Source organism: Acinetobacter sp. 24-47-64 (genome assembly GCF_057737055.1).
This window is the reverse complement of record NZ_CM173215.1, coordinates 3,016,014-3,039,432: the sequence shown is the minus strand read 5'-3', so window position 1 is coordinate 3,039,432 and position 23,419 is coordinate 3,016,014. Positions and strand designations below refer to the sequence as shown.

At 40.0% G+C, this 23,419-nt stretch carries 18 protein-coding genes; 9 read left to right on the top strand and 9 right to left on the bottom strand.

Features of this window, described 5'->3' with window-relative positions:
• Positions 1-15: 15 nt before the first annotated feature.
• On the bottom strand, positions 16-1,311 hold the full coding sequence (gene rsmB, locus AC1M85_RS14385; RefSeq protein ID WP_488213302.1) for a 16S rRNA (cytosine(967)-C(5))-methyltransferase RsmB: 1,296 nt from the start codon (positions 1,309-1,311) through the stop codon (positions 16-18).
• Positions 1,308-2,270 (bottom strand): methionyl-tRNA formyltransferase, encoded by a 963-nt coding sequence (gene fmt / locus AC1M85_RS14380; protein ID WP_488213301.1) that lies wholly within the window; start codon positions 2,268-2,270, stop codon positions 1,308-1,310. Before fmt ends, rsmB begins: the two co-directional genes overlap by 4 nt.
• 381 nt (positions 2,271-2,651) lie before the next feature.
• On the opposite strand from fmt, the gene ilvD reads away from it, so the two are divergent.
• The 4 genes from ilvD to AC1M85_RS14360 all read left to right on the top strand — a co-directional run bounded on the left by ilvD (position 2,652) and on the right by AC1M85_RS14360 (position 8,205).
• Positions 2,652-4,481, top strand: a complete 1,830-nt coding sequence (gene ilvD, locus AC1M85_RS14375; RefSeq protein ID WP_081403313.1) for a dihydroxy-acid dehydratase — start codon at positions 2,652-2,654, stop codon at positions 4,479-4,481.
• Between the two features lie 258 nt (positions 4,482-4,739).
• The gene (locus AC1M85_RS14370; protein ID WP_488213300.1) at positions 4,740-6,062 is read left to right on the top strand and encodes a hypothetical protein; all 1,323 of its coding nucleotides are present in this window, start codon (positions 4,740-4,742) and stop codon (positions 6,060-6,062) included.
• A complete protein-coding gene (locus AC1M85_RS14365) occupies positions 6,055-6,342 on the top strand; it encodes a chorismate mutase (RefSeq protein ID WP_035270424.1) in 288 nt (95 codons plus the stop codon). Before AC1M85_RS14370 ends, AC1M85_RS14365 begins: the two co-directional genes overlap by 8 nt.
• 171 nt (positions 6,343-6,513) lie before the next feature.
• Complete coding sequence (locus AC1M85_RS14360; RefSeq protein ID WP_488213299.1) at positions 6,514-8,205, top strand: putative bifunctional diguanylate cyclase/phosphodiesterase; 1,692 nt, start codon at positions 6,514-6,516, stop codon at positions 8,203-8,205.
• A gap of 69 nt (positions 8,206-8,274) precedes the next feature.
• Here AC1M85_RS14360 and AC1M85_RS14355 read toward each other — a convergent pair whose 3' ends face one another.
• The 3 genes from AC1M85_RS14355 to AC1M85_RS14345 form a co-directional block, all read right to left on the bottom strand.
• Complete coding sequence (locus AC1M85_RS14355; RefSeq protein WP_488213298.1) at positions 8,275-9,570, bottom strand: solute carrier family 23 protein; 1,296 nt, start codon at positions 9,568-9,570, stop codon at positions 8,275-8,277.
• A gap of 303 nt (positions 9,571-9,873) precedes the next feature.
• Positions 9,874-12,564 carry a phosphoenolpyruvate carboxylase gene (gene ppc, locus AC1M85_RS14350; RefSeq protein ID WP_481593771.1) on the bottom strand — a complete coding sequence of 897 codons (2,691 nt, stop codon included), beginning with the start codon at positions 12,562-12,564 and terminating at the stop codon, positions 9,874-9,876.
• Between the two features lie 116 nt (positions 12,565-12,680).
• Positions 12,681-13,298 (bottom strand): TetR/AcrR family transcriptional regulator, encoded by a 618-nt coding sequence (locus AC1M85_RS14345; RefSeq protein ID WP_035268797.1) that lies wholly within the window; start codon positions 13,296-13,298, stop codon positions 12,681-12,683.
• 142 nt (positions 13,299-13,440) lie between these two features.
• On the opposite strand from AC1M85_RS14345, the gene AC1M85_RS14340 reads away from it, so the two are divergent.
• The 4 genes from AC1M85_RS14340 to dnaJ all read left to right on the top strand — a co-directional run bounded on the left by AC1M85_RS14340 (position 13,441) and on the right by dnaJ (position 19,410).
• Complete coding sequence (locus AC1M85_RS14340; RefSeq protein ID WP_488213297.1) at positions 13,441-14,556, top strand: efflux RND transporter periplasmic adaptor subunit; 1,116 nt, start codon at positions 13,441-13,443, stop codon at positions 14,554-14,556.
• Positions 14,553-17,687: an efflux RND transporter permease subunit gene (locus AC1M85_RS14335; protein ID WP_488213296.1), complete on the top strand. Its 3,135-nt coding sequence runs from the start codon at positions 14,553-14,555 to the stop codon at positions 17,685-17,687. The genes AC1M85_RS14340 and AC1M85_RS14335 overlap by 4 nt, the downstream gene beginning before the upstream one ends.
• 135 nt (positions 17,688-17,822) lie before the next feature.
• Positions 17,823-18,200 (top strand): hypothetical protein, encoded by a 378-nt coding sequence (locus AC1M85_RS14330; protein ID WP_035268802.1) that lies wholly within the window; start codon positions 17,823-17,825, stop codon positions 18,198-18,200.
• A gap of 94 nt (positions 18,201-18,294) precedes the next feature.
• Positions 18,295-19,410, top strand: a complete 1,116-nt coding sequence (gene dnaJ / locus AC1M85_RS14325; RefSeq protein ID WP_035268804.1) for a molecular chaperone DnaJ — start codon at positions 18,295-18,297, stop codon at positions 19,408-19,410.
• A gap of 246 nt (positions 19,411-19,656) precedes the next feature.
• On the opposite strand, the gene AC1M85_RS14320 is transcribed toward dnaJ, so the two are convergent.
• The 3 genes from AC1M85_RS14320 to ubiG are packed head-to-tail and all read right to left on the bottom strand — an operon-like array spanning position 19,657 to position 21,827.
• Positions 19,657-20,403: a YciK family oxidoreductase gene (locus tag AC1M85_RS14320; protein ID WP_035268812.1), complete on the bottom strand. Its 747-nt coding sequence runs from the start codon at positions 20,401-20,403 to the stop codon at positions 19,657-19,659.
• A gap of 24 nt (positions 20,404-20,427) precedes the next feature.
• Complete coding sequence (locus AC1M85_RS14315) at positions 20,428-21,114, bottom strand: HAD family hydrolase (RefSeq protein ID WP_488213295.1); 687 nt, start codon at positions 21,112-21,114, stop codon at positions 20,428-20,430.
• Complete coding sequence (ubiG, locus tag AC1M85_RS14310; RefSeq protein ID WP_488213294.1) at positions 21,111-21,827, bottom strand: bifunctional 2-polyprenyl-6-hydroxyphenol methylase/3-demethylubiquinol 3-O-methyltransferase UbiG; 717 nt, start codon at positions 21,825-21,827, stop codon at positions 21,111-21,113. The genes AC1M85_RS14315 and ubiG overlap by 4 nt, the downstream gene beginning before the upstream one ends.
• A gap of 182 nt (positions 21,828-22,009) precedes the next feature.
• Here ubiG and AC1M85_RS14305 point away from each other — a divergent pair, with 182 nt between their 5' ends.
• Positions 22,010-22,627: a thiol:disulfide interchange protein DsbA/DsbL gene (locus tag AC1M85_RS14305; protein ID WP_180000355.1), complete on the top strand. Its 618-nt coding sequence runs from the start codon at positions 22,010-22,012 to the stop codon at positions 22,625-22,627.
• A 27-nt stretch (positions 22,628-22,654) separates the two neighbouring features.
• Here the strand turns inward: AC1M85_RS14305 and AC1M85_RS14300 are convergent, their stop codons facing one another.
• The gene (locus AC1M85_RS14300) at positions 22,655-23,299 is read right to left on the bottom strand and encodes a TetR family transcriptional regulator (RefSeq protein ID WP_180028924.1); all 645 of its coding nucleotides are present in this window, start codon (positions 23,297-23,299) and stop codon (positions 22,655-22,657) included.
• Between the last annotated feature and the right edge of the window lie 120 nt (positions 23,300-23,419).

The following is a 23,419-nucleotide window of genomic DNA, read 5'->3' as shown; positions in this document are numbered from 1 at the left end:
TCTTAAAAAATAGCATTAAATCTTTTGAATTAAACAATAATAGAATCCATCACCATGACCTTGTTGTGGCAATAACTGACGGCCGTGGATTTGTTCAATTCCCCAATTTACATTTAATTTGATTTCTTGAGCATCTGCATGCGTGTTGAAGAAATCAATCATTTGGTGTTCATTTTCAGCTTTCAAAATCGAGCAGGTAATATAAAGCATTGATCCGCCAACTTTGAGTTGTAGCCACATGTGATTCAGAATTTGTTTTTGAAGTTCAACCGTTTGTTGAATATCGGTAGATTGGCGAAGTAAACGAATATCTGGATGACGTCGTACAACTCCAATAGCAGAACACGGTGCATCAAGAATAATACAGTCAGCCTGTTCAGGTGCAGACCATACCGTAGCATCAGCAGTGAGTATTTCCACTGGAGCATACTGATTAAGTGCAAGACGCTCTAAGTTTTCACTTACGCGGCTTAAACGCTTTGTGTCGTGATCGATCGCATACAGCTTTTTAGGACGATAACACTCTAAAATATGTGCTGTTTTTCCACCTGGGGCCGCACATGCATCAATTACGATTTTATCATCAAGATTTGGCAATAAGGTCGCGCAAAGTTGAGCATGTTCATCCTGAACAGAAAAACCACCTTCTTCAAAGCCAGGGAGGTGAGGAATATGCACGGATTGATCTAAGATAATGCCGACATCGGACCATTCACATGGATGAGCATCAATCCCTTCTTCATCAAGAATATCTAAATATTCCTCACGGCTTACCTGTCGTTCATTTACACGTAGTGTCAAAGGCGCAGCCAGTTTAAGCTCAGCTGAAAGCATTTCAAGATACTCTGGCCAATCTTTTTTCAAACGCTTAAATAGCCAACTAGGTAAACCATGGGCTTGGTCTAATGCTTTGCCGAATTCTTCAGTTTCACGTGAAACACGACGTAGAATCGCATTCACGACGCCACTTAAAGCCTCAAAACCAAGTTGTTTGGTGGCTGTTACCGTTTCTGAGATAGCCGCATGTGCTGGAATACGCGTGCAAAGCAGTTGATATAAACCTAAATATAGGCAGCTTTCAACGGTTTCATTGTTGAGCGGTTTAGTCAGAAGAGGGAGAGTAATTGCTTTAAGTGCATGCCATTGGCGTAAAGTGCCTAAAGTCAATTCATGAAATAAGGCCCGATCACGCTCACCAACCAATGAAAGATGTTGGGAAAGAACAGAGGTGAGGGATTGCCCATTCTGAACGGCCAGTAATGTTTTAATCACATGTCCGCGTAAATTTAAATGAGAAGATTGTTGGCTCATGCGAAGATCTGTCCTGGCTGCAATTTTTGACTTTGTAGAATTTGTGCAGCATTGAGCGCTTTACCGCCTGGCCACTGAAGTTGAGTGAGGCAAATCACTTGATGATCACCACACACAACGTGAACACCATCCTGATCGACAGCGATGATTTCACCGATTTGTTGAGTTGATGGAGTGAGTGGAGAAAGTTTCGAATTCCAAATGCGTAAATTGTTGGTTTCATCAATAGGTGTGAAAGCTACGGGCCAAGGATTGAAAGCACGAATATTACGATCAATCGTCACAGCATCATTTGCCCAGTTAATTTGAGCTTCAGCCTTCGACAGTTTATGAGCATACACTGTAAGTGATTCATCTTGAACTTCACGTGTATCTAAATAATGCTTTAAAGTGTCTTCACTTTCTAAAACAGCGAGAGTGGCTTCAGCCCCTTGTTGAGCCAGTTTATCATGTAAGGTTGCGGAAGTATCTTCAGCCATAATAGGACAGATCGTTTTAAACATCATGTCACCAGTGTCTAGACCAGCTGCCATTTTCATGATCGTAATACCTGTTTCAGTATCACCTGTCGCGATAGCACGTTGAATAGGGGCTGCACCTCGCCAGCGAGGCAATAAGGAACCATGAATATTCAAGCAGCCGTATTTAGGTGTATCCAAAACGACTTGAGGCAAGATTAAACCGTATGCTGCGACCACCATCACATCAGCATTGAAAGACTTGAGTTCAGCTTGAGCAGCCAAACCTTCCTCAGTCGACGATTTAAAATGTAAAGGTTGGTAAACAGGAATATTGTGCTCAAGCGCCAATTGCTTTACCGCTGACGCTGTTAGTTTTTGTCCACGTCCTGCTTTACGGTCTGGCTGCGTATACACAGCAACAATTTCATGAGAAGTCTTTAGCAAAGCTGCTAATGCACTCGCTGCAAATTCAGGGGTTCCCGCAAAGATGATTTTCACTCAGACACTTCCAAAACAATATAAAGAACATTATATGCCAAAAGCGATTTTCGCCCAAATAAGGTCGTAATTTGAAACGTTTTCATGTGCATTTTGTGCTTAAGGTGTGATTAATAAAATTTATGTATTTTTAAAAAAAGATTCATGAAAGTTTTGTATTACGATTTCAGATAAGGGTTTATAGTAGATCACATCTCTTACATCGATTTAGATCGTTGAGGGCAAATCAGACCTATACGAACAATTGCAAGCAATGGTTAACTGTTAATCAGAAAGCTGTCATAATAGAAGTAAGGTTCAACTGATTTAGCCTTATATTTCAGTATCATTTAGCCAGATTGAATACATATTCATCGAGCTCAGCTTAAGTTGGAAATAAAAATGCCTGACTATCGTTCGAAAACATCAACACACGGAAGAAATATGGCGGGTGCACGTGGCTTATGGCGTGCAACTGGAATGAAAGACGAAGATTTTGGCAAACCAATTATTGCAGTAGTCAACTCATTCACACAATTCGTACCGGGTCATGTGCATCTTAAAGACTTAGGTCAGCTTGTTGCACGTCAGATTGAACAAGCGGGTGGTGTAGCTAAAGAATTTAATACAATCGCAGTAGACGACGGTATTGCAATGGGTCACGACGGAATGTTGTATTCATTACCATCGCGTGACTTGATTGCTGACTCAGTTGAATACATGGTCAATGCACACTGTGCAGATGCAATGGTTTGTATCTCGAACTGCGACAAAATCACACCGGGAATGTTGATGGCGGCAATGCGCTTAAACATTCCTGTGGTGTTTGTTTCAGGCGGTCCAATGGAAGCTGGTAAAGTCCAAATTCGTGGTGGTGAACAAGCAATTGACCTTGTGGATGCCATGATTGTTGCTGCAGATGACAACTACACAGATGAAGAAGTAAAAGCATACGAACGTTCTGCATGCCCGACTTGCGGTTCATGTTCAGGGATGTTTACTGCAAACTCAATGAACTGTTTGACAGAAGCATTAGGTTTATCATTACCGGGTAATGGTTCAACACTTGCAACGCATGCCAACCGTAAAAAACTATTTGAGCGTGCGGGTCAGTTGATTGTTGAAATCACAAAACGCCATTACGAACAAAATGATTACAGCGTATTACCACGCAACATTGCCCCTAAAGCTGCGTATGAAAATGCCATGACTTTAGATATCGCGATGGGTGGTTCTACCAATACAGTACTTCACTTATTAGCGGCTGCGCATGAAGCAGAAGTTGATTTTACAATGGATGATATCGATCGTTTATCACGTAAAGTGCCTGTACTGTGTAAAGTTGCACCTGCGGTTAAAAATGTTCACATGGAAGATGTCCACCGTGCAGGCGGTATCATGTCGATCCTTGGCGAACTAGACCGTGCAGGTTTGTTAGATACTTCTGTACCAACCGTACACGAAAAAACATTAAAAGACGCTTTAGATAAGTGGGACATTATTCGTACTGAAAATGAAGAGGTATATAACTTCTATAAATCAGCACCGGGCGGTGTACCAACACAAACAGCATTCTCACAAGACCGTTACTACACACGTCTTGATGGCGACCGTGAAAATGGCGTGATTCGTAATGCAGAACATGCTTTCTCTAAAGACGGCGGTTTAGCAGTCCTTTACGGTAACATCGCACTTGATGGTTGTATCGTAAAAACGGCTGGTGTAGATGACTCGATTCTGAAATTCAACGGTACAGCACGCGTATTTGAAAGCCAAGATGATGCAGTAGAAGCAATCTTAGGCGGCAAAATCGTAGCAGGTGACGTGGTTCTGATTCGTTACGAAGGTCCACAAGGTGGTCCGGGTATGCAAGAAATGCTGTATCCAACAAGCTACTTAAAATCAAAAGGCTTAGGTAAAGACTGTGCGCTTGTGACTGATGGTCGTTTCTCGGGTGGTTCATCAGGTCTTTCAATTGGTCACGTGTCTCCAGAAGCGGCTGAAGGCGGTGCAATTGCTTTAGTTGAAGATGGCGACCGTATCGAAATTGATATTCCAAACCGTACGATTCACTTAGCAGTTGCTGATGATGTATTGGCTGCGCGCCGTGAAGTACAAGAAGCTAAAGGTTGGAAGCCTGCGAAAGAGCGTCCACGTAAAGTATCTAAAGCACTGAAAGCGTATGCAATGCATGCAACAAGTGCTGCAAAAGGTGCGGTACGTGATATCTAATCTGCTTATAAACTAGATCAATCATGATTAAAAAGCATCCTTTGGGATGCTTTTTTAATCACTAAAAGTTTGAATTTCATCTGAAAGCGTCAATTACATTAATGACAATATTTGATAGAAAGGTCATAAATATTGATCAATTCTCTTTGTCTTGATATAAGTTTTGCTCGCGTTCAAACTTTTTTAGTTTTAAAAAAAGCGATGAATTCGATACTTTGAGCACATAATTTACCAGTAAAATCATCTGAGGCACATCTCATGTCATTGTTACGCCGTTGGTTTGATCCGCTACGATCGAGTTGGTTTTATCAGAAACCAAATCGTCAAGAGGTCTTGTCAACTGAGCAGGGTTTAACGATCTATCTTCGTTTAGATGATGTGTATAGTTATCTTGCAGTCCAGCAATTGGCACAATTAAATGACATTTTAAAAGATGAAATTAAGCCTTTAAAAATTGTTATCTCAGATACTCCTGCTGAAGCTCCAAATGATATGAGTCCTGAAGAGTGGCAAGATTACAGTCTACGTGATGCCCAAATTTTAGCGTACCAGCATCGTTTCGGATTCGATAATGAAAAGCCTGAAATACCAAGTGCTGAAGCGATTCAACAGGCAGAAACGATTTTACGAAATACCCCATTAACAGGTGAAAATTTTCTCTATTTATTGGAAGATGTCTTCCATATGTTGTGGCAACAGCAGTATGGAAAATTACGTACTTTGTATGTCATGGCCAGTCGACATCGAAAAGAACAACAAATCGCTGAGCGAACTTTTGATCACACGCCAGTTTTAGCAAGTTTTTTTGAGCTCGGTAATCGTCGGTATCATGCGGTAGATGATTTATTAAGATTGACCCGCCGTTTAAAACAACAAAGACTCTTGACCGGTAATCCTATTTTTCTCATCAATCATATTGAGTGGCGGGAACACCTAATGAATGATGCTGAAGAATTATCTGAGATTCAGGCGATGAATCCTGAGTTAGACCTCTATATTGCATTAGAAGATCCGATCTCTTGGTTATTATTAGCTTATATTAAAGAGGAACTTGCCGATTATTACGATATCCAACTTACCGTTTATCCATTGCAATATCAGGGACGAGATTTATTTGATTGGAGTTTGGCAACGCGTTTATCTAAACGAACAGAAGTAAAATTTACGCCGTTTTGCCGACCGACTCAGCAGGCGACATATGAAATAGCACGATTGTTTTACAGTGTGCCTGAGGATCAACGTCTTGATGCAATGTATGAAATCTTGCAGGCTGTTTGGAGTAAAGGTAAAGATCTATCGTATCGACCTCATATTCAAGCCTTAAAACAGAGCTTGAATATCACGACGCTCACTGAAGAGTCGATCAGTCAAAAGCTGGAAGAAAATCAATTACTCTGTGAGATGAAATCACAACCTGATTTACCAGTGCTTGAGCTTCGTATCGATGGAAAGAGTTATGTGTTTAATAGCTTATATCGTGTATGGATGATTGAAAGTATTTTCAGTAATGTGTTAGAACAAAAGTACAAAAGTGAAAATGAATCTGAACACAGGGATACCGAATCAATTGAAAATCAATAAAGAAAAATGCGAAACCCTTCAGCAAGCTCGAGCACAAATAGATTCAATTGATCAAGCCATAACAGAATTAATTGGTTTACGCCAATATTATGTAGATCAGGCAGTTCGTTTTAAAAGAACTATACAAGATGTACAGTCACCTGAACGTGTTGAAATAGTGATTGAAAAAATACGTGAATTGGCTACAAAGAATGGTGTGGATCCATTACTGATGGAAAAAATATATCGAGAGATGATTCAACACTTTATTCAAAGAGAGTTAAAAGAAATACGACCATAACAGTCGGAATTCTTAATAAGAATGAGGAACTTAGTTTCCTCTTTTATTCATTGAAATTTACAAAATATATAGCCGATTTGTGAGCTGGTTCAACAAAGCTTAGTGTTACAAAAAATAATATTAAGTTAACATTTGGATACATCACTTTTTAGACTGACGGTCGAAGGCGCTATGGATACCCAGTTACAATTAGAAAAAATAGTCAAGGATCTTGAAAACTACAAAGTAGCCATTGATGCACATTCAATTGTAGCCATAACAGATGCACGTGGTGTCATTACTCATGTCAATGAGAAGTTTTGTAATATCTCACAGTATTCTTATGAAGAACTGGTCGGATCAACACATAAAATTATTAATTCAGGCTATCACCCGAGAAGTTTTTTTAAATATATGTGGAAAGCCATTTCGAGTGGAGAAATTTGGAAAGGCGAAATTTGTAACCGAGCTAAAAATGGTTCTTTATATTGGGTTGAAACCACGATTGTGCCGCTTAAAGATAATAATGGCGTTTTACAAAACTATATCTCCATTCGAACTGATATCACACAGCTAAAAAATTCCGAAGATCATGCACGTTATATGGCATTACATGATGAATTAACGGGATTGCCTAACCGCCGTTTTATGCAAGAACGCATGTTGGCGGTGATTGAATCATGTAAACAAAATGGTACACATAGTGCACTCATGATGTTGGATTTGGATAACTTCAAAAATATTAATGACACGTTAGGACACGATCGTGGAGATGACCTACTCAAAATGGTCTCGGTGCGTCTTATGGAGTGTGTGGCACAGCAGAATGCAATTGTCCGTCTTGGTGGAGACGAGTTTTTAATTATTCTTTCAGATTTAGATCCAGATGAAACGATTGCTAATCAAGCAGTGATGCAAATCGCTGATAAAGTTCGTGCTGCATTAAATGAGCCTTTCGTATTAAAGGATAATAAAATCCATACTAGCTCTAGTATCGGAATTTTTATTTTCCGTAATTCAAAATTGCCAAAAAATGAGTTGCTTAAGTATGCCGACATGGCGCTGTATCAAGCTAAAGAAAATGGTAAAAACTGCATCTGTGTTTTTGATCCTGAAATGGAACAAAGTGTTATTGCTAAAGCTGCTTTATTAAATGATTTAAGATTAGCGTTATTACGAGATGAGTTCCAACTTTATTATCAGATTTTAGTAAATCGTGAAGAGGAAGTGATTGGGTATGAGGCCTTGCTACGTTGGAGTCATCCTGAACACGGTTTGATTTTACCAGGTCGATTTATTGAAGAAGTGGAGAAAACTGATCTCATACATGATGTTGGTAATCGTGTATTAGTATTAGCATGCCAACAGTTAAAAGATTGGAGCCAATACCCAGAATCTTCAAACTGGACGATTTCAGTCAATATTAGTGTCGAACAATTCCGTAAGACTGACTTTGATAAAAATGTGCTTCGGATTATTGATGAAGCAGGAATTGATCCAACATTATTACGTTTAGAACTCACTGAAAGCATGTTCTATACCGATATGCATAACTCAATTGAGAAAATGAAAAAGCTCATCGAGCGTGGATTAAGATTCTCTATGGATGATTTTGGAACAGGATATTCTTCATTGAACTACCTCAAAATGCTTCCACTGGATCAACTCAAAATTGATCGTTCATTTGTAGAAAATATTGTCGGTAATCCACGTGATATTGCTATTGTGAAAACGATTATTGATTTAGCACAAATTCTTGATCTGAATGTGGTGGCAGAGGGTGTAGAAACTGAAGAGCAGTTCCAAGTTCTAAAAGAAAATGGCTGTAATACGTTTCAAGGCTATTATTTTGGTCGACCTAAACCCATTGCAAAAAAATCTTAAAATACTTAATTAGAATAAAAAATTAAAAAAGAGAGCATTAAGCTCTCTTTTTTTATATGCGATAGATTTTTAGTTAGACTTTCCACCTAAGCTAAAGAACCAATTCAGGAATAATGCAACAAAGGTAGCCGTTCCAATACCACCTAAATTGAAGCTACCAAATTGAAGCGCAAAGTCACCAGTACCTAAGATCAGCGTGATCGCAGCAATCATGAGGTTTTTATTTTTAGAGAAATCGACACGATGTTCGATCCAAATTTTAGCACCAGCTATGGTAATTAAACCAAACACCACAATTGATGCACCTGCAAGAATCGCAGTTGGAATGGTTTGAATAATTGCACCAAATTTTGGTGATAAGCCAAGGAAAATTGCGAATACACCTGCGATGGCAAAAATAATCGTGGAATAGACACGTGTCACAGCCATCACACCAATATTTTCCCCATAAGTGGTCATGCCTGGAGCACCTACACCACCGGCTAATGATGTTGCAACACCATCGGCTACAAACGCTTTACCAATATGTGGGTCTAGATTTTCACCAGTCATGGCAGAGACTGCTTTGATGTGACCTAAGTTTTCAGCCACTAAAATTAAAGCTACAGGAGCAATGATGAGCATCGCGTTCGTACTGAACTCAGGAGCATGAAAGTTAGGCAGACCAAACCATGCAGCTTGTGTAATCGGCGTGAAGTTAATTGGAGTACCGTAACCCATGATATTCGTAATAACAAAGTATACGATATAAGACAGCACCAAACCCACAAGTAAAAGTAGGCGTTGTAGCATCCCTTTGGTGAATACTGCAATTGAAGCCATACACATGACAGTAATCAATGCCATCCACATATTAAATGGATTACCCGCGACACTTTTTACCGTTACCGGTGCAAGATGCAGACCGATGATCATGACCACAGAACCTGTTACGACAGGAGGCATGAGCTTTTCAATCCATCGAGTACCTGTTGCCATGACCAGAAAACCAATTAAGGCATAAAGTACACCACAGGCAATAATTCCCCCAGCAGCTAATGCAATATTCGCATTTGCTCCAGCACCGGCATAGCCCGTTGCCGCGATGACTACACCAATAAAAGCAAAGCTTGAGCCTAAATAACTGGGCACTCGACCGCCAGTGATGAGGAAAAATAACAGGGTACAAATACCTGACATTAATATGGCAAGATTAGGATCAAAACCCATTAATAATGGTGCTAAAACTGTCGCACCAAACATGGCAAAAGCATGTTGAATGCCAAGAACTACACTTTGCGCAGGAGGTAAATATTCGGTCGTGCCAACAGGACGCGTATCAATATCATCCGTGAAGGGACGCCATTTAGGAAACCAACTGGTCATAAAGTGAGCACTCAATAGTTAAATTGTGCACATCATACGCCTGTTTTACGAGAAATCATCTGTTTCTTGAAAAATTATTAAAACTAATGGTCTGACTTTTATTGAATTTTTACCCATTGGTAAAAAAAATATGTTTTAAAATTAAAGTAAAATCAGCCTATTGCAATTCAGCTATATCAAAAAAATCTATATCCATATTGAGTAAAAAATTTATAGGTGCTTTGTTGTCATTACTGAAATTTAGAATAAAGTCTCTAAATTGCTCAAGCCCATAAAGGTACTTGAGCATAGGCAGTCGTGAAATCAACCCGTATTACGTAACCCAGCAGCAATACCTGCAATACTTACCATTAGTGCATGGTCAACTTCAGTTTGTTCGACAGTTCGTTCAGCTAAATATTCGCGACGTCTTTTCATGAGTTCTGCTTGTAACAGGTGTAATGGAAGGAGATAGGGTTTACGGATCTTCATGGCTTGATCAAGAACTTCATTAGAACTGAGTAATTTAGATTCACCTTTCATCGCCAATAAAGTTTGTACGGCATCATGTAAGCGTTGGCGTAGTTCCGCACCCAATACTTTAAGATTTTCATCTTGGGTGAGATGAGATTCATAATACAATGCGACATTGCTATCTGATTTAGATAGCACCATCTCCAACATATCAATTAAAGTTTGGAAATAAGGCCATTGTTCTAACATTTCATCTAGCTCAGCTTTGTGACCTTCTGAAATGACTTGATTGATGGCTGCACCAGTACCTAACCATGCTGGAAGCATTAATCGAATTTGAGTCCATGCAAATACCCATGGAATTGCACGTAAGGATTCAATACCACCGCTGATTTTTCGTTTCGCTGGTCTTGAACCCAAAGGTAGCATCTGTAATTCAAGCTCTGGCGTCACGGTTCTTAAATATTGGACAAAATGAGGGTTTTCGCGGACTGTTTGACGGTAAACATTCACAGAGAGTTCCGTCATCTTGTGCATCAACTCGCGCCATGCTGCCTTGGGTTCTGGTGGTGGCAGTAAAGTCGCTTCAAGGGTAGCTGCGGTATAAATCTCTAAATTTTGCAGTGCGATTTCTTCTAATCCAAATTTGAATCGGATCATTTCGCCTTGTTCAGTCACACGGATTGCACCTGAGATTGAGCCAGGTGGTTGTGAAAATAGTGCTTGTTGGGTTGGAGCACCACCACGACTAATTGAGCCACCACGACCATGGAACAAAGTGAGTTGTATACCATGTTGTTTGGCAATAGCTGTTAACTCTTCTTGTGCACGGTACTGAGCCCAATTTGCAGACATGAAACCTGCATCTTTTGCTGAGTCAGAGTAACCAATCATGACCTCGTGCTTGTTTTGAATATGTTGTTTGTACCAATGCATACTGAATAAAGTATTCATGGTCGAAGCTGCGCCATCTAAATCTTTTAACGTTTCAAATAATGGAACTACACGCAGAGGTTGCTTAATACCTGCTTCTTTTTGGAGTAATAGAACCGCCAAAACGTCACTTGGATATTCCGCCATTGAAATAATATAAGCACCTAGACTTTCAGCAGGTTGTTCTGCCAAAGTTCGCATGGTAGCGAATACTTCTTGAACATCAGGATGCTCAATAAGACTTTGAGCAGATTCATTAAGATGTTTAGGAAGTAAAGGGCGTTTGCTTTGCAGTTCTTGTAATAAGAAGTTTTGACGGGCTTGTTCAGTCCATGTCTCAAAATTGCCAAGTCCAAGATACTCAGTAATCGCTGAAATTGCTTGACGATGACGACCTGACTCTTGGCGAATATCTAGTTTTAATAACTCAATACCGAAACAATTCACGCGATAAATAAAATCGAGTAACTTTCCTTGAGCGATACCGGAAAGGTTTGAATCGACTAATGAGCGATAACATAACAATAATGGCTGCAACAACTCATCTTTGTGATGAATAATCTGGCTACGATCCACATCAGAATGTTGACCTTGTAATTTTGCAGTGAGCCATTCTCTTGTAATTTTTAAGCGTTCACGTGTTGTTCTTAAATATTCACGATAAGGCTCTGGATGAGGCTGACCTAAGGCAGTCTTTAGTTCATCACTGCACGCCTGAACAGAAAGCTCCCAACGTAAATCTTCAATATCTCGGAGGTAGAGATCCGCGGCTTTCCATCGAGATAACCATAAAACTTCTTGAGTCACTTTGTGTGTGACATTTGGGTTTCCATCTCGGTCACCACCCATCCAAGATGCAAACCGCACAGGTGCAATATCTAAAGGTAAAGCTTGAGAACAATGCTCTTGAACCAATTGATTCAATTCACGGACAAACTTAGGAATAGCGTTCCATAAAGTTTGCTCAATGGTAGTAAAACCCCATTTTGCTTCATCAATTGGGGTTGGACGATGTTGGCGAATTTCATCGGTTTGCCATGCTGAACAAACCAATTGTTTTAATTCAGAAAGAACTTGAGCGCGCTGTTTGGGGGTCAGCTTTTGCTGATCAAACTTAGATAAACACTCGTTGATCCCATCATATTTTTGGATCAAGGTGCGACGACTAACTTCCGTAGGATGTGCGGTGAGTACAAGCTCAATATTTAGCTCACAAATTTGTTGATAAAGGGTTTCCGCTGAAATCAGCTGTTGTTGAAATTTTTCAAAAAGGGGAATAAGGACATTCGCTGCAGCGCCGTTTTCATCAAACTCATTTTGGCGACGGCTACGTACCACATGATATTGTTCTGCAATATTGGCAAAGTTCAGAAAATGTGAAAAAGCGCGTGTGAGTGGAAGAATCTCATCATCTTTTAAACTTAAAAATAAACTTTCTAATTGTTTTTCAGCTTCGCTATCACCATCACGTGCACCTTTCGCGAGTGCACGAATTTGTTCAACTTGATTAAACAAATCTTGTCCAGCTTGTTCTTTTAAAGTCTCTCCTAAAAGATTACCGAGTAAGCGTACGTCTTCACGTAATGGAGCATCAATTTGTTGAATCATTTTTTTCTCCTTTTCTTGTTCTTTTGACTATACCGCTTATTCATGACATGCCAAGCGATTGCAAAATAATTTAAAGAAAATTAGGTGAAAAATACGCCATTTAAGAATGGAGAGAGCTATTTTTTGTATTTCAGCATAAATAATTCGATGGCTTGATGAATAATTTCATCACATTCTGCTTCACTGGGAACCTGACGAACACCTAACAATACTTCATGATGTCGATGCCCTAAGAGTAAAGAAAGGAGCAAATGTGTTTGCTTTTCAGCATCATCTTTCTGGATAAATCCGTGCTCAATCGCTTGAGCAAAAAAATCAGTCCAAACCACAAATAACCGCTTATGAGATGCATTATAAAAAGGTTCAGCCAAAGGATTTTGCTCTGCTGCCAATTCTAATAATAAATGCTCAAGCTTAATGGCTTCAGGAAGATTGACAATTTGCAGCGCTAAACTACATACCTGATAGAAGTCTTCTAAAAAATTGGATTCAGGGTGTAATTGGATTCGCCGAGCATTGATTGATTCTTCGCACGTTTCTGCAATTGCATAAGTAAATAACGATTCTTTATCTTGAAAATGGTTATACACCGTCAGTTTAGTCACGCCAGCTTCTTTGGCAATTTGATTCATGCTTGAACCATGAAAGCCCTGTTTTAGAAACAAACGTTTAGCTGCCTCTAATATTTGTTTCTTTTTAACTAAATCCTTAGGACGTCCAATATTCATTTGCACAAAAAAATCCAAAAAAAACAGTTTAGGTCATACCTTGAAAAATGATTTTTAATTACTGTACCATGCGGTATATTAATTAAAAAATAATCAAATTAATATCCCTAATTTGATTTGCCTAAAAATTGACATAAGAGCAGTGCACATGAGTCCTCAAAAATTTGCCACATACAGTTTAATGCTCATTTGTAGCGTGATACTTACCGCGTGTAGTAAGGATAAACCCACAGAGGAACAAATTCCATTTGTGATGGTTGCCCAGCCGAATACTTCCCAAGATGAACTGAAAAGTTATGCAGGAGAAGTTCAGGCGAGACAGCAAACGGCATTGGCTTTCCGTGTTGGAGGACAAATTACTGAACGCTATGTTGATGTTGGGGATCGAGTCAAAGTCGGGCAAGTCTTAGCAAAATTAGATGTGAAAGATGCTCAACTGCAGTTAAATGCTTCAAAAGCTCAGTTAGAAGGCGCGCAATCTGCAGCCAAAATTGCCGAAGAAGAATACAAACGCTTTAAGCAGTTATTACCTATTAATGCGGTGAGTCGTTCGCAATATGATGCCGTAGAAAATCAATATAAATCGGCCATGTCCAATTTAAAACAAGCACAATCAAATTATGCAGTGAGTAGTAATCAGACGGGATATAACCAACTTATTGCCAATAAAAATGGCGTCATCACTGAGCGTAGTATTGAAGTTGGTCAAGTGATCGCAGCAGGGCAGGCAGCATATCAACTGGCGATAGATGGTGATCGTGAAGTGGTGATTGGTGTGCCAGAACAAGCAGTATCAGAAATTAAAACAGGTCAAAAGGCTTGGGTTACGCTATGGTCAAAACCAGAGGAGCGTTTCGCCGCATATGTGCGTGAAATTTCACCTGCTGCCGACCAATCTAGAACATTTAGTGTCAAAGTTGCTTTGACTGAAGGGCGTTCAGCAATTCAACTTGGACAAAGTGCGCGAGTATTTTTTTCAAATACCAGTTCAAATGTGATTAATGTTCCTTTGACCAGTGTATCTGCAACAGAAGATCAGCCTTATGTTTGGGTTGTGAATACAGATCACAGTATCCGTAAGGTGAATGTTCAAATAGGTGCTTATGGTCGTGATACGGTACCTGTGACCCAAGGTTTAAAAGCTTCTGATTGGATCGTGGTTGGCGGTGTACACTTACTGCGAGATAAACAAAAAATTAATCCGATTGACCGTCAAAACCGTGCAGTCAATGTGAAAGCAGGACAAGTTGGAGCGAAAATATGAACTTTAACTTGTCAGAATGGGCGTTAAAAAATAAGGGACTGATCCTTTATTTCATGATTTTGATGGGAATATTGGGTGTTTATTCCTACTCAAAACTATCACAAAGTGAAGACCCTCCATTTAGTTTCAAAGTAATGGTGGTTCAAACCTATTGGCCAGGTGCGACAGCGGAAGAAGTTTCATTACAAGTAACTGATCGCATTGAAAAAGAATTAATGAGTACGGGGCTCTATGATCGTATTGCAGCCTATTCTCGTCCTGGTGAATCAATGGTGACCTTTGTTGCCAAAGACTCGCTGCGTTCTCATGAATTACCGAATGTTTGGTATCAGGTTAGAAAAAAAATTGGAGATATCAAACACCAACTTCCTAGCGGTGTTCAAGGTCCATTCTTTAACGATGAATTTGGTGACACCTTTGGGAACATTTATGTCTTAACGGGTGATGATTTTGATTATGCCGTGATGAAGGAATATGCCGATCGCTTACAGTTGCAACTACAACGTGTGCAAGATGTCGGGAAGGTTGATTTAGTCGGCTTGCAAGATCAAAAAATTTGGATAGAAATTTCAAATACGAAAACCGCTCAATTGGGTATTCCAGTTTCTGCAATTCAAGAAGCACTACAAAAACAAAATACCATGGCGAGCGCAGGTTTCTTTGAAACAAGCTCAGATCGTATTCAAGTGCGTGTCAGCGGACAATTGAAATCAGTCGAAGATCTCAAGAACATGCCATTACTGGTTGGTGATAAGACCATTCAATTGGGCGATGTGGCTGAAGTTTACCGTGGCTTTAGTGAGCCAGCTCAACCACGTATGCGCTTTATGGGCAAAAATGGTATTGGTATTGCGGTGTCTATGCGTAAGGGTGGTGACATCATTGCGCTAGGGAAAAATCTAGAAAAGACCTTTAATGATCTACAACAAACTTTACCTTTAGGGATGGAACTTAAAAAAGTTTCAGATCAGCCTGTAGCGGTGCAACGCAGTATTCACGAATTTATCAAAGTGCTCGCAGAGGCCGTGATTATTGTCTTATTGGTCAGCTTCTTCTCTTTAGGTTTCCGTACAGGATTAGTGGTCGCTTTCTCTATTCCCTTGGTCTTGGCAATGACGTTCGCAGGCATGAATTTCTTTGATGTTGGACTGCACAAGATTTCTTTAGGCGCGTTAATTTTAGCACTTGGACTTTTGGTTGATGACGCCATCATTGCAGTTGAAATGATGGCCATTAAAATGGAACAAGGATATAGCAGATTAAAAGCCGCAGGTTTTGCTTGGAAGTCGACCGCATTTCCAATGTTAACGGGGACGCTGATCACTGCAGCTGGATTCTTGCCGATTGCCACTGCTGCGTCGAGCACAGGTGAATATACTCGCTCAATTTTCCAAGTTGTAACCATTGCTTTGGTGGTGTCATGGTTTGCAGCGGTACTGTTTGTTCCTTATTTAGGTGACAAATTACTGCCTGATTTTAATCAAATGAATCAGAAAGCCCCGTGGTATCAACGCTTATGGGCAAGATTACGTCAACAACCAGAGCCACAACCAGTCGTTCAACACCATGGTGAGCATCACGATCCATATCAAACCAAGACGTATCAAAAATTTAGATCTTGGGTTGAGTTATGTATTACTTATCGTAAAACCGTTATTGCTGCGACGGTTGCAATATTTGTCTTGTCAATTTTGATGTTTAAATTTGTTCCACAACAATTTTTCCCACCATCAAACCGTGCTGAAATATTAGTGGATCTAAAACTAGAGGAAGGTGCTTCTCTAACAGCGACAGAAAATGCGGTTAAAAAAGTAGAAAAATTCTTGTCGACTCAAAAAGGGATCGATAATTACGTCGCTTATGTTGGTACAGGTTCTCCACGTTTCTATTTACCACTTGATCAACAATTGCCTCAGGCGAGTTTTGCACAATTTGTGGTTTTGGCTTCCTCATTAGATGAGCGAGATGAGATTAGAAAGAATCTGAGTGAAGAAATTAGTAAGTTATTGCCTGAAGTACGGACACGTGTATCGCTATTGGAAAATGGGCCACCAGTCGGTTATCCAATTCAATACCGTGTTTCTGGTGAAGATTTAAATACTGTTCGCCAACGAGCACAATTAGTGTCACAAGCAATCAGTGAAAATCCAAATACCGCCAATGTTCATTTAGATTGGGGTGAGCCGAGTAAAATTATTTCACTTGAAATTGATCAAGATCGTGCGCGTCAGTTAGGCGTATCTAGCTTAGATTTGGCGAATTTCTTAAATAGTTCAATAACAGGCGCTGCGATTAATCAGTATCGTGAGAAACGGGAGTTAATTGATATTCGTTTACGTGGCGATCAAGCGGAACGTGTTGATGTAGCATCGTTACAAAGTCTCGCTGTACCGACGAGTCAAGGTACAACAGTTCCATTGGCACAGATTGCGAATATCCAATATAAGTTTGAAGATGGTCTGATTTGGCATCGTAACCGTTTGCCGACGATTACTGTACGCGCAGATATTCGGACTAAACTCCAACCAGCTACTGTGGTTGGTGAATTAACTGAATCTATTGAGAAAATTCGTGCCGAACTTCCAAGTGGTTATCTGGTAGAAGTGGGAGGCACTGTGGAGGAATCTGCACGTGGGCAAACTTCAGTAAATGCTGGCATGCCGTTATTTTTGGCTGTGGTCTTTACCTTGCTCATGATTCAGCTCAAGAGTATTTCACGTTCGTTTATTGTTTTCTTGACCGCGCCTTTGGGTTTAATTGGCGTGGTATTGTTCCTGTTAATATTCAATAAGCCTTTCGGGTTTGTGGCGATGCTAGGTACCATTGCTTTATCTGGAATGATTATGCGTAATTCGCTTATCTTGATTGATCAGATCGAGCAAGATATCAAAGCGGGTCATTCTCAATGGGAAGCGATTTTAGAAGCGACAGTACGCCGTGCCCGTCCAATTATTTTGACTGCATTGGCTGCTGTGTTGGCGATGATTCCGCTTTCACGCAGTATCTTCTTTGGTCCAATGGCGGTAGCAATTATGGGTGGACTCATTATCGCAACATTATTAACGCTGTTCTTCTTGCCAGCACTCTATGCGGCATGGTTTAAAGTAAAAAAAGAGTCAAAAACCGCGTAGTTTTATGTGAATACTAGGTGCGAAGCATTGAAAAATTCAATATAGTAGTCCCTAGTTTTTAACACAAAATAACACAGTGGGCTGAGTACATAAAAAAACTGAATGTGCACTCGGTTGAGGTATAAAAAAGCATCCATGGGGCGAGACAATTTAACAAGACATCGTCGATTAATTACGATGTCTTATGTATTCATGTTTCTTGCATTGTTCACTGGTATCAGTGCTGCAATCGCCTATTTTTTAGCGCAAAAAGTGGCTCAAGCGCAAGACGCTGAAGTCTGGATCCATGCTCAAGCATTATGGATTGCACGAAATGTTGTGCTATTCATGATGATGGCCGCATTTGCTGCTCTTTGGTTTATTCCTGCCTGCTTTATCTATTGGGATAGTGTGTTATGGGTGAAAGGGTGTACGGTGATTGGTGTCATTTTTACCACAATTGCATGGCTATTTCTCCTAAATGCATGGCTTAAAGGCTTAGTGAAATATCTCCAGAAAAAAGCCGCTTTTTAAAATAATGATTTAATTTACTTGTAATCTCGGAATATGACCCCAACATATTCCGCAGAGAAGTCATATCAAATTTTTTTGTGGAGCATCGCCAGACATGGCTAAACGTGATTATTATGAGGTTTTAGGGGTTTCTAAAACAGCTAGTGATGATGAAATTAAAAAAGCCTACCGTAAGTTGGCGATGAAATATCATCCAGACCGTAACCCTGATAATGCTGAAGCAGAAGAAAAATTCAAAGAAGCTGCTGAAGCGTATGAAGTTTTATCTGATAGTGAAAAACGCAGCATGTATGACCGCATGGGACATAATGCGTTTGAAGGCGGCTTCGGTGGCGGAGGCGGTGGTTTCGGTGGCGGTTTTAGCGCTGAAGACATTTTTAGTCAGTTTGGTGACATTTTCGGTGGTGCGTTTGGTGGAGGCGGTCGCCAACAGCGTCAAAGACGTGGTTCAGACTTACGTTATGTGCTTGAGCTCAGCTTAGAAGAAGCTGTACGTGGCGTAAAGAAAACAATTACTTTTACTGCGCCAGCACCATGTGAAGTGTGTGATGGTAAAGGTTCTAAAAATCCGAATGATGTTGAAACTTGTAAGACTTGTCACGGAGCTGGTCAAGTCCGCATGCAGCAAGGTTTCTTCTCAGTTCAGCAAACGTGTAGCACATGTCGTGGTCAAGGTAAGATTATTAAAAATCCTTGTGGCACTTGTCATGGTTCAGGTGTTAAAGATCGTCAACAAACACTTGAAGTTACCATTCCTGCAGGCGTGGATAATGGCGATCGCGTTCGTTTAACTGGAAAAGGTGAAGCGATTCGTGATGGTCAGTCAGGTGATCTATACGTAGAAGTTAATGTTCGTGAACATGAAATCTTCCAACGTGATGGCGCGGACTTGTATATGGATGTGCCGATTAGTATCGCTGATGCTGCATTGGGTAAAGAAATTGAGATTCCAACCCTTGATGGTCGTGTGAACTTGAAAGTACCTGAGGGAACTCAAACTGGTAAAATGTTCCGTCTACGTGGCAAGGGTGTAAAACCAGTACGCACAAGTATGCAAGGTGATTTACTTTGCCGTATCGTGATTGAAACACCAGTCAACTTAACTGCACGTCAACGTGAACTTTTAAAAGAGTTACAAGAATCTTTAGATGGTGCAGACAGTAAATCTTCACCTAAAAAGAAATCATTCTTCGATCGTTTATTTGACTGATCAGAATGAAATAAAAGCCCGACATTATTGTCGGGTTTTTATTAAGTTATAAATACTTAAGACGCTTAGAGCAGGGTAGTGATACTACCATTAGACAATTCCCTAGTTTATGGATGTATTCAAAAGTTGTTGAGACTTATTTATTTAAGCTTTCAAAATCAAAAGGTAAATTTTTAATGGGTTTTGTTGGAACTATAATTTAAAAAAAGAGGATCTGAAGATCCTCATCATGTAATTTTGAAAAAACTAATCCTGAGCATCAATACTCTGACCATTCATCCCTATACTGTCTTCGCCCATTAAATATAAATAAGCTGGCATGATTTGTTCAGGCGTTGCCAATACTTTCGGATCTTCATCAGGATATGCTTTAGCACGCATAGCTGTTCGTGTTGCACCAGGATTAATGCAGTTATAACGGATATTTGGATAGACATTTTCTTTTGCAAAAATTTGACTGACCGCTTCAATGGCAATTTTTGAAACTGAGTATGCGCCCCATTTCGCACGTGCTTCACGACCGACACCTGAGCTTGCAAAAACAACAGAGGCATTTTGAGATTTTTCTAATAATGGAAGTAAATGTTGAGTAAGAACAAAAGGTGCTCTTAAATTTACAGCCATTACATCATCCCACACTTCAGCAGGGTAGTGGGCCAATTCAACGCGCTCACCTAAAATCCCAGCATTGTGCAAAATCCCATCTAAACGACCAAATTGTTGGTCAAGCGTTTCCACAAGACGTTCGTAATCATATGCTGTTGCAGTAGAAAGTTGCAGTGGCAAAATTGCGGGTTGAGGAGCACCTAAACTTTCAATTTCGTCATAGATCACTTCTAACTTGTTCAGCGTTCTACCATGAAGAACGACGGTCGCACCATGTAAAGCATAGCTCAACGCTGCTGCGCGTCCAATGCCATCACCTGCACCCGTAATTAAAATTACTTTATCTTTCAATAAATCTGGGCGAGGTTGATATTCTGAATATTTCATGTGCGACCTCCTTCATTGTTCTAATTAAGCTGTTTTTTGGTGAGATTCGATCAATTCGATTAAGTGTTGATGTAATTCTTGTACATCATTTACTATACAATCTGCCTGCCAAGAATCTAAGTCATCTTTGTGTTCTAATGGTAAATATCCGTAAGCAGCCAAAATCGTGTACATATTTGCGCTTCGACCTGCATCAATATCACGTGGATGATCACCAACATAAATGCATTGTTCAGCTGGAACATTAATTTGTTGAGCAGCGAGATACAATGGTTCTGGGTCAGGTTTAGTGTGCTTAACATCTTCTGGGCATACGAGAACGGCACAACGTTCAGTTAAGTTTAAGGCTTGAAGTAGTGCCTCACTCAGCCAACGAGGTTTGTTTGTCACAATTCCCCATGGAATATCGCGTTGTTCCAAGTCCTCAATTAAAGGATACATCCCTGCAAAAAGGGCTGTATCCACAGCAATATCAGCACCATAGATATCTAGAAAGCGCTGACGATGTGCAAGGAAAATAGGATCATCAACCTGTAATTCAGGATAAACCAATTTCACCATCGCCCGAGCCCCCTCGGAAACCTGAGTTCGGATCAGGGCTGCATCTACGATCTCTCGACCTTCTTCACGACACATTGCTTGAATAATACGAATAAAATCCGCAGCAGTGTCAATTAATGTCCCATCTAGGTCGAAAAGTACGGCCTTCATTCATGCACCTCATTATGCGTGTAAACCATATAGTTCACATCGACATTTGGGGCTAACCAATAATGTTTAGTTAATGGGTTGTAATGTAAGCCTGTCATATCTTTAAGTTTTAAACCTGCGTTACGAATATCATGCGCTAATTCAGAAGGTTTAATAAATTTATGATAGTCATGAGTTCCTTTTTTCAAAAGACGTAACACATACTCTGCACCGATAATTGCAAATAAATATGATTTTGGATTACGGTTAATTGTGGAGAAGAACACATGACCGTTTGGTTTCACCAGTTTTTGGCATGCTTGAATGATTGACGCTGGATCTGGTACATGTTCCAACATTTCCATACAAGTTACGACATCGTATTGACCAGCTTGTTCTTCAGCCAATTGCTCAACTGGAATTTGACGATATTCGATATTGGTTACGTTTTCTTGTTCTGCATGCAGACGTGCGACATTTAATGGTGCTGTGCCCATATCGATACCGAGGACATCGGCACCACGGCGTGCCATACTTTCGGCCAAAATACCGCCGCCACAGCCCACATCTAGGACTTTTTTGCCACTAAGACCACCTGCATGTTCATCAATCCAATTCAATCGTAATGGATTGATTTGATGGAGAGGGCGAAACTCAGAGTGTTGATCCCACCATACTGCAGCAAGTGCTTCAAATTTAGCAATTTCTTGTGGGTCAACATTCAGTTGAGTCATTACAGCCACCTTAGCAAAGTTCGTTTTAATGGGTAGAATTTATATCAGATCTTAGTGTATCGCTAATTCCAAAAAAAGCGATAAATCTTGTAAAAAAGTTCACAGAATCAAAACGATTTTCTCATATTTGTTTTATAGTGAAACCATATGCTAATCAGAATGATTTAGAGGATAAAAACTTAATGAAAAAGGTGGTTTTTAGTGGCGTTGCCGCTGCGGTGCTGATGGCACTTTCAACAGGTGCAATGGCGAACTTTGTTGAAGGCAAAGATTATACGGTCGTGCAAAACCCAGGAAAGGTTGATGTCGCTGGTAAATTGGAAGTACGTGAGTTCTTTTGGTATGGCTGTGGTCATTGCTTTACTTTAGAACCTCATATGCAATCTTGGTTACGTAAAATTCCAAAAGATGTGAATTTTGTCCGTACACCTGCTGCAATGAACAAAGTATGGGAACAGAATGCACGTGGCTACTACGTTTCTGAAGCACTTGGTGTTCGTAAACGTACACATTTGCCTTTATTCCACGCGATCCATGACAAAGGTCAGCAGATTTTTGACCAAAAATCACAAGCGCAATTCTTTACGAAGTATGGTATCCCAGAAGCGAAATTCAATAGTTTATATAATTCTTTCGCAATTACTGCCAAAGTCTCTCAAGCAAATAAATTAGCGCAACAATATCAATTGACGGGTGTGCCAGCTGTTGTAGTAAATGGGAAGTATGTCGTACAAGGTGATAATGGCCGCGTGTTACAAGTGGTTGATTATCTATTGGATAAAGAGCGCAAAGCTAAATAATAAAAAACCCGCATTGAGCGGGTTTTTTTATGCCTCAGTAGTATTCCAATTCAAAATCCCTTTAAAGATTAATCGTATTTGGGTAATGGACTGTTTTTTGAGTACTAATTTTTGTAATTCAAGCTCCATACCTGAATATTGACGACCTAAGCTAATCCAAGACATTGCCCATGTGAAACATAAATTAATTAAAATATTCGACAACATTTTTAGGTCATCAGCATGATGAAAATTTTGTACGATTTCGAATTTTTGTAGGTCATTGGCCAAATCAGAATTTAGAAACTCAATTTCACGAGCAATCGCACGTCTTACCACTTCAGAGCCACCCCAGCGCTCTGCGATCATAAAAATCCAAGGTTGGGTATTTAAATCGATGGCTTCAAAAAAAAGTTCCATGCTGGTTTCGGCTTTAGCATCAGGGTGGGCTAAACCTTGACCGAGCTGATGAAGTACGGTTTTCAAATATAACGCGACTTGATCCACTAACTCTTGGCCTAATTCATCCATATCTTGAAAATGTCGATAAAAGGCTGTTGGCACCAAACCAACCTCACGTGCAACTTCACGCAGACTAATACTGCTAAATGAACGGCCAGATGTGCTTAAGCGCAAAGCGGCATCCAGTAAAGCCTGACGACTTTGTTGTTTACGTTCATCGCGTATAGACATCTTAAAACCTGAGAAGTGAAGTCGAGATGAGTCTATCAAAAAAATATAAAAATTAAACGACGAATGTCAGTGAACATGTGTTGACTCAACTTTAAAAACAATATAGTGTACACATGTTCA

Coding starts and splice junctions, on each gene's coding strand:
- rsmB (WP_488213302.1), bottom strand. CDS start 1,311: ATGAGCCAACAATCTTCTCATTTAAATTTACGCGGACATGTGATTAAA.
- ilvD (WP_081403313.1), top strand. CDS start 2,652: ATGCCTGACTATCGTTCGAAAACATCAACACACGGAAGAAATATGGCG.
- AC1M85_RS14370 (WP_488213300.1), top strand. CDS start 4,740: ATGTCATTGTTACGCCGTTGGTTTGATCCGCTACGATCGAGTTGGTTT.
- AC1M85_RS14360 (WP_488213299.1), top strand. CDS start 6,514: ATGGATACCCAGTTACAATTAGAAAAAATAGTCAAGGATCTTGAAAAC.
- AC1M85_RS14355 (WP_488213298.1), bottom strand. CDS start 9,570: ATGACCAGTTGGTTTCCTAAATGGCGTCCCTTCACGGATGATATTGAT.
- ppc (WP_481593771.1), bottom strand. CDS start 12,564: ATGATTCAACAAATTGATGCTCCATTACGTGAAGACGTACGCTTACTC.
- AC1M85_RS14340 (WP_488213297.1), top strand. CDS start 13,441: ATGAGTCCTCAAAAATTTGCCACATACAGTTTAATGCTCATTTGTAGC.
- AC1M85_RS14335 (WP_488213296.1), top strand. CDS start 14,553: ATGAACTTTAACTTGTCAGAATGGGCGTTAAAAAATAAGGGACTGATC.
- AC1M85_RS14330 (WP_035268802.1), top strand. CDS start 17,823: ATGGGGCGAGACAATTTAACAAGACATCGTCGATTAATTACGATGTCT.
- dnaJ (WP_035268804.1), top strand. CDS start 18,295: ATGGCTAAACGTGATTATTATGAGGTTTTAGGGGTTTCTAAAACAGCT.
- AC1M85_RS14320 (WP_035268812.1), bottom strand. CDS start 20,403: ATGAAATATTCAGAATATCAACCTCGCCCAGATTTATTGAAAGATAAA.
- AC1M85_RS14315 (WP_488213295.1), bottom strand. CDS start 21,114: ATGAAGGCCGTACTTTTCGACCTAGATGGGACATTAATTGACACTGCT.
- ubiG (WP_488213294.1), bottom strand. CDS start 21,827: ATGACTCAACTGAATGTTGACCCACAAGAAATTGCTAAATTTGAAGCA.
- AC1M85_RS14305 (WP_180000355.1), top strand. CDS start 22,010: ATGAAAAAGGTGGTTTTTAGTGGCGTTGCCGCTGCGGTGCTGATGGCA.
- AC1M85_RS14300 (WP_180028924.1), bottom strand. CDS start 23,299: ATGTCTATACGCGATGAACGTAAACAACAAAGTCGTCAGGCTTTACTG.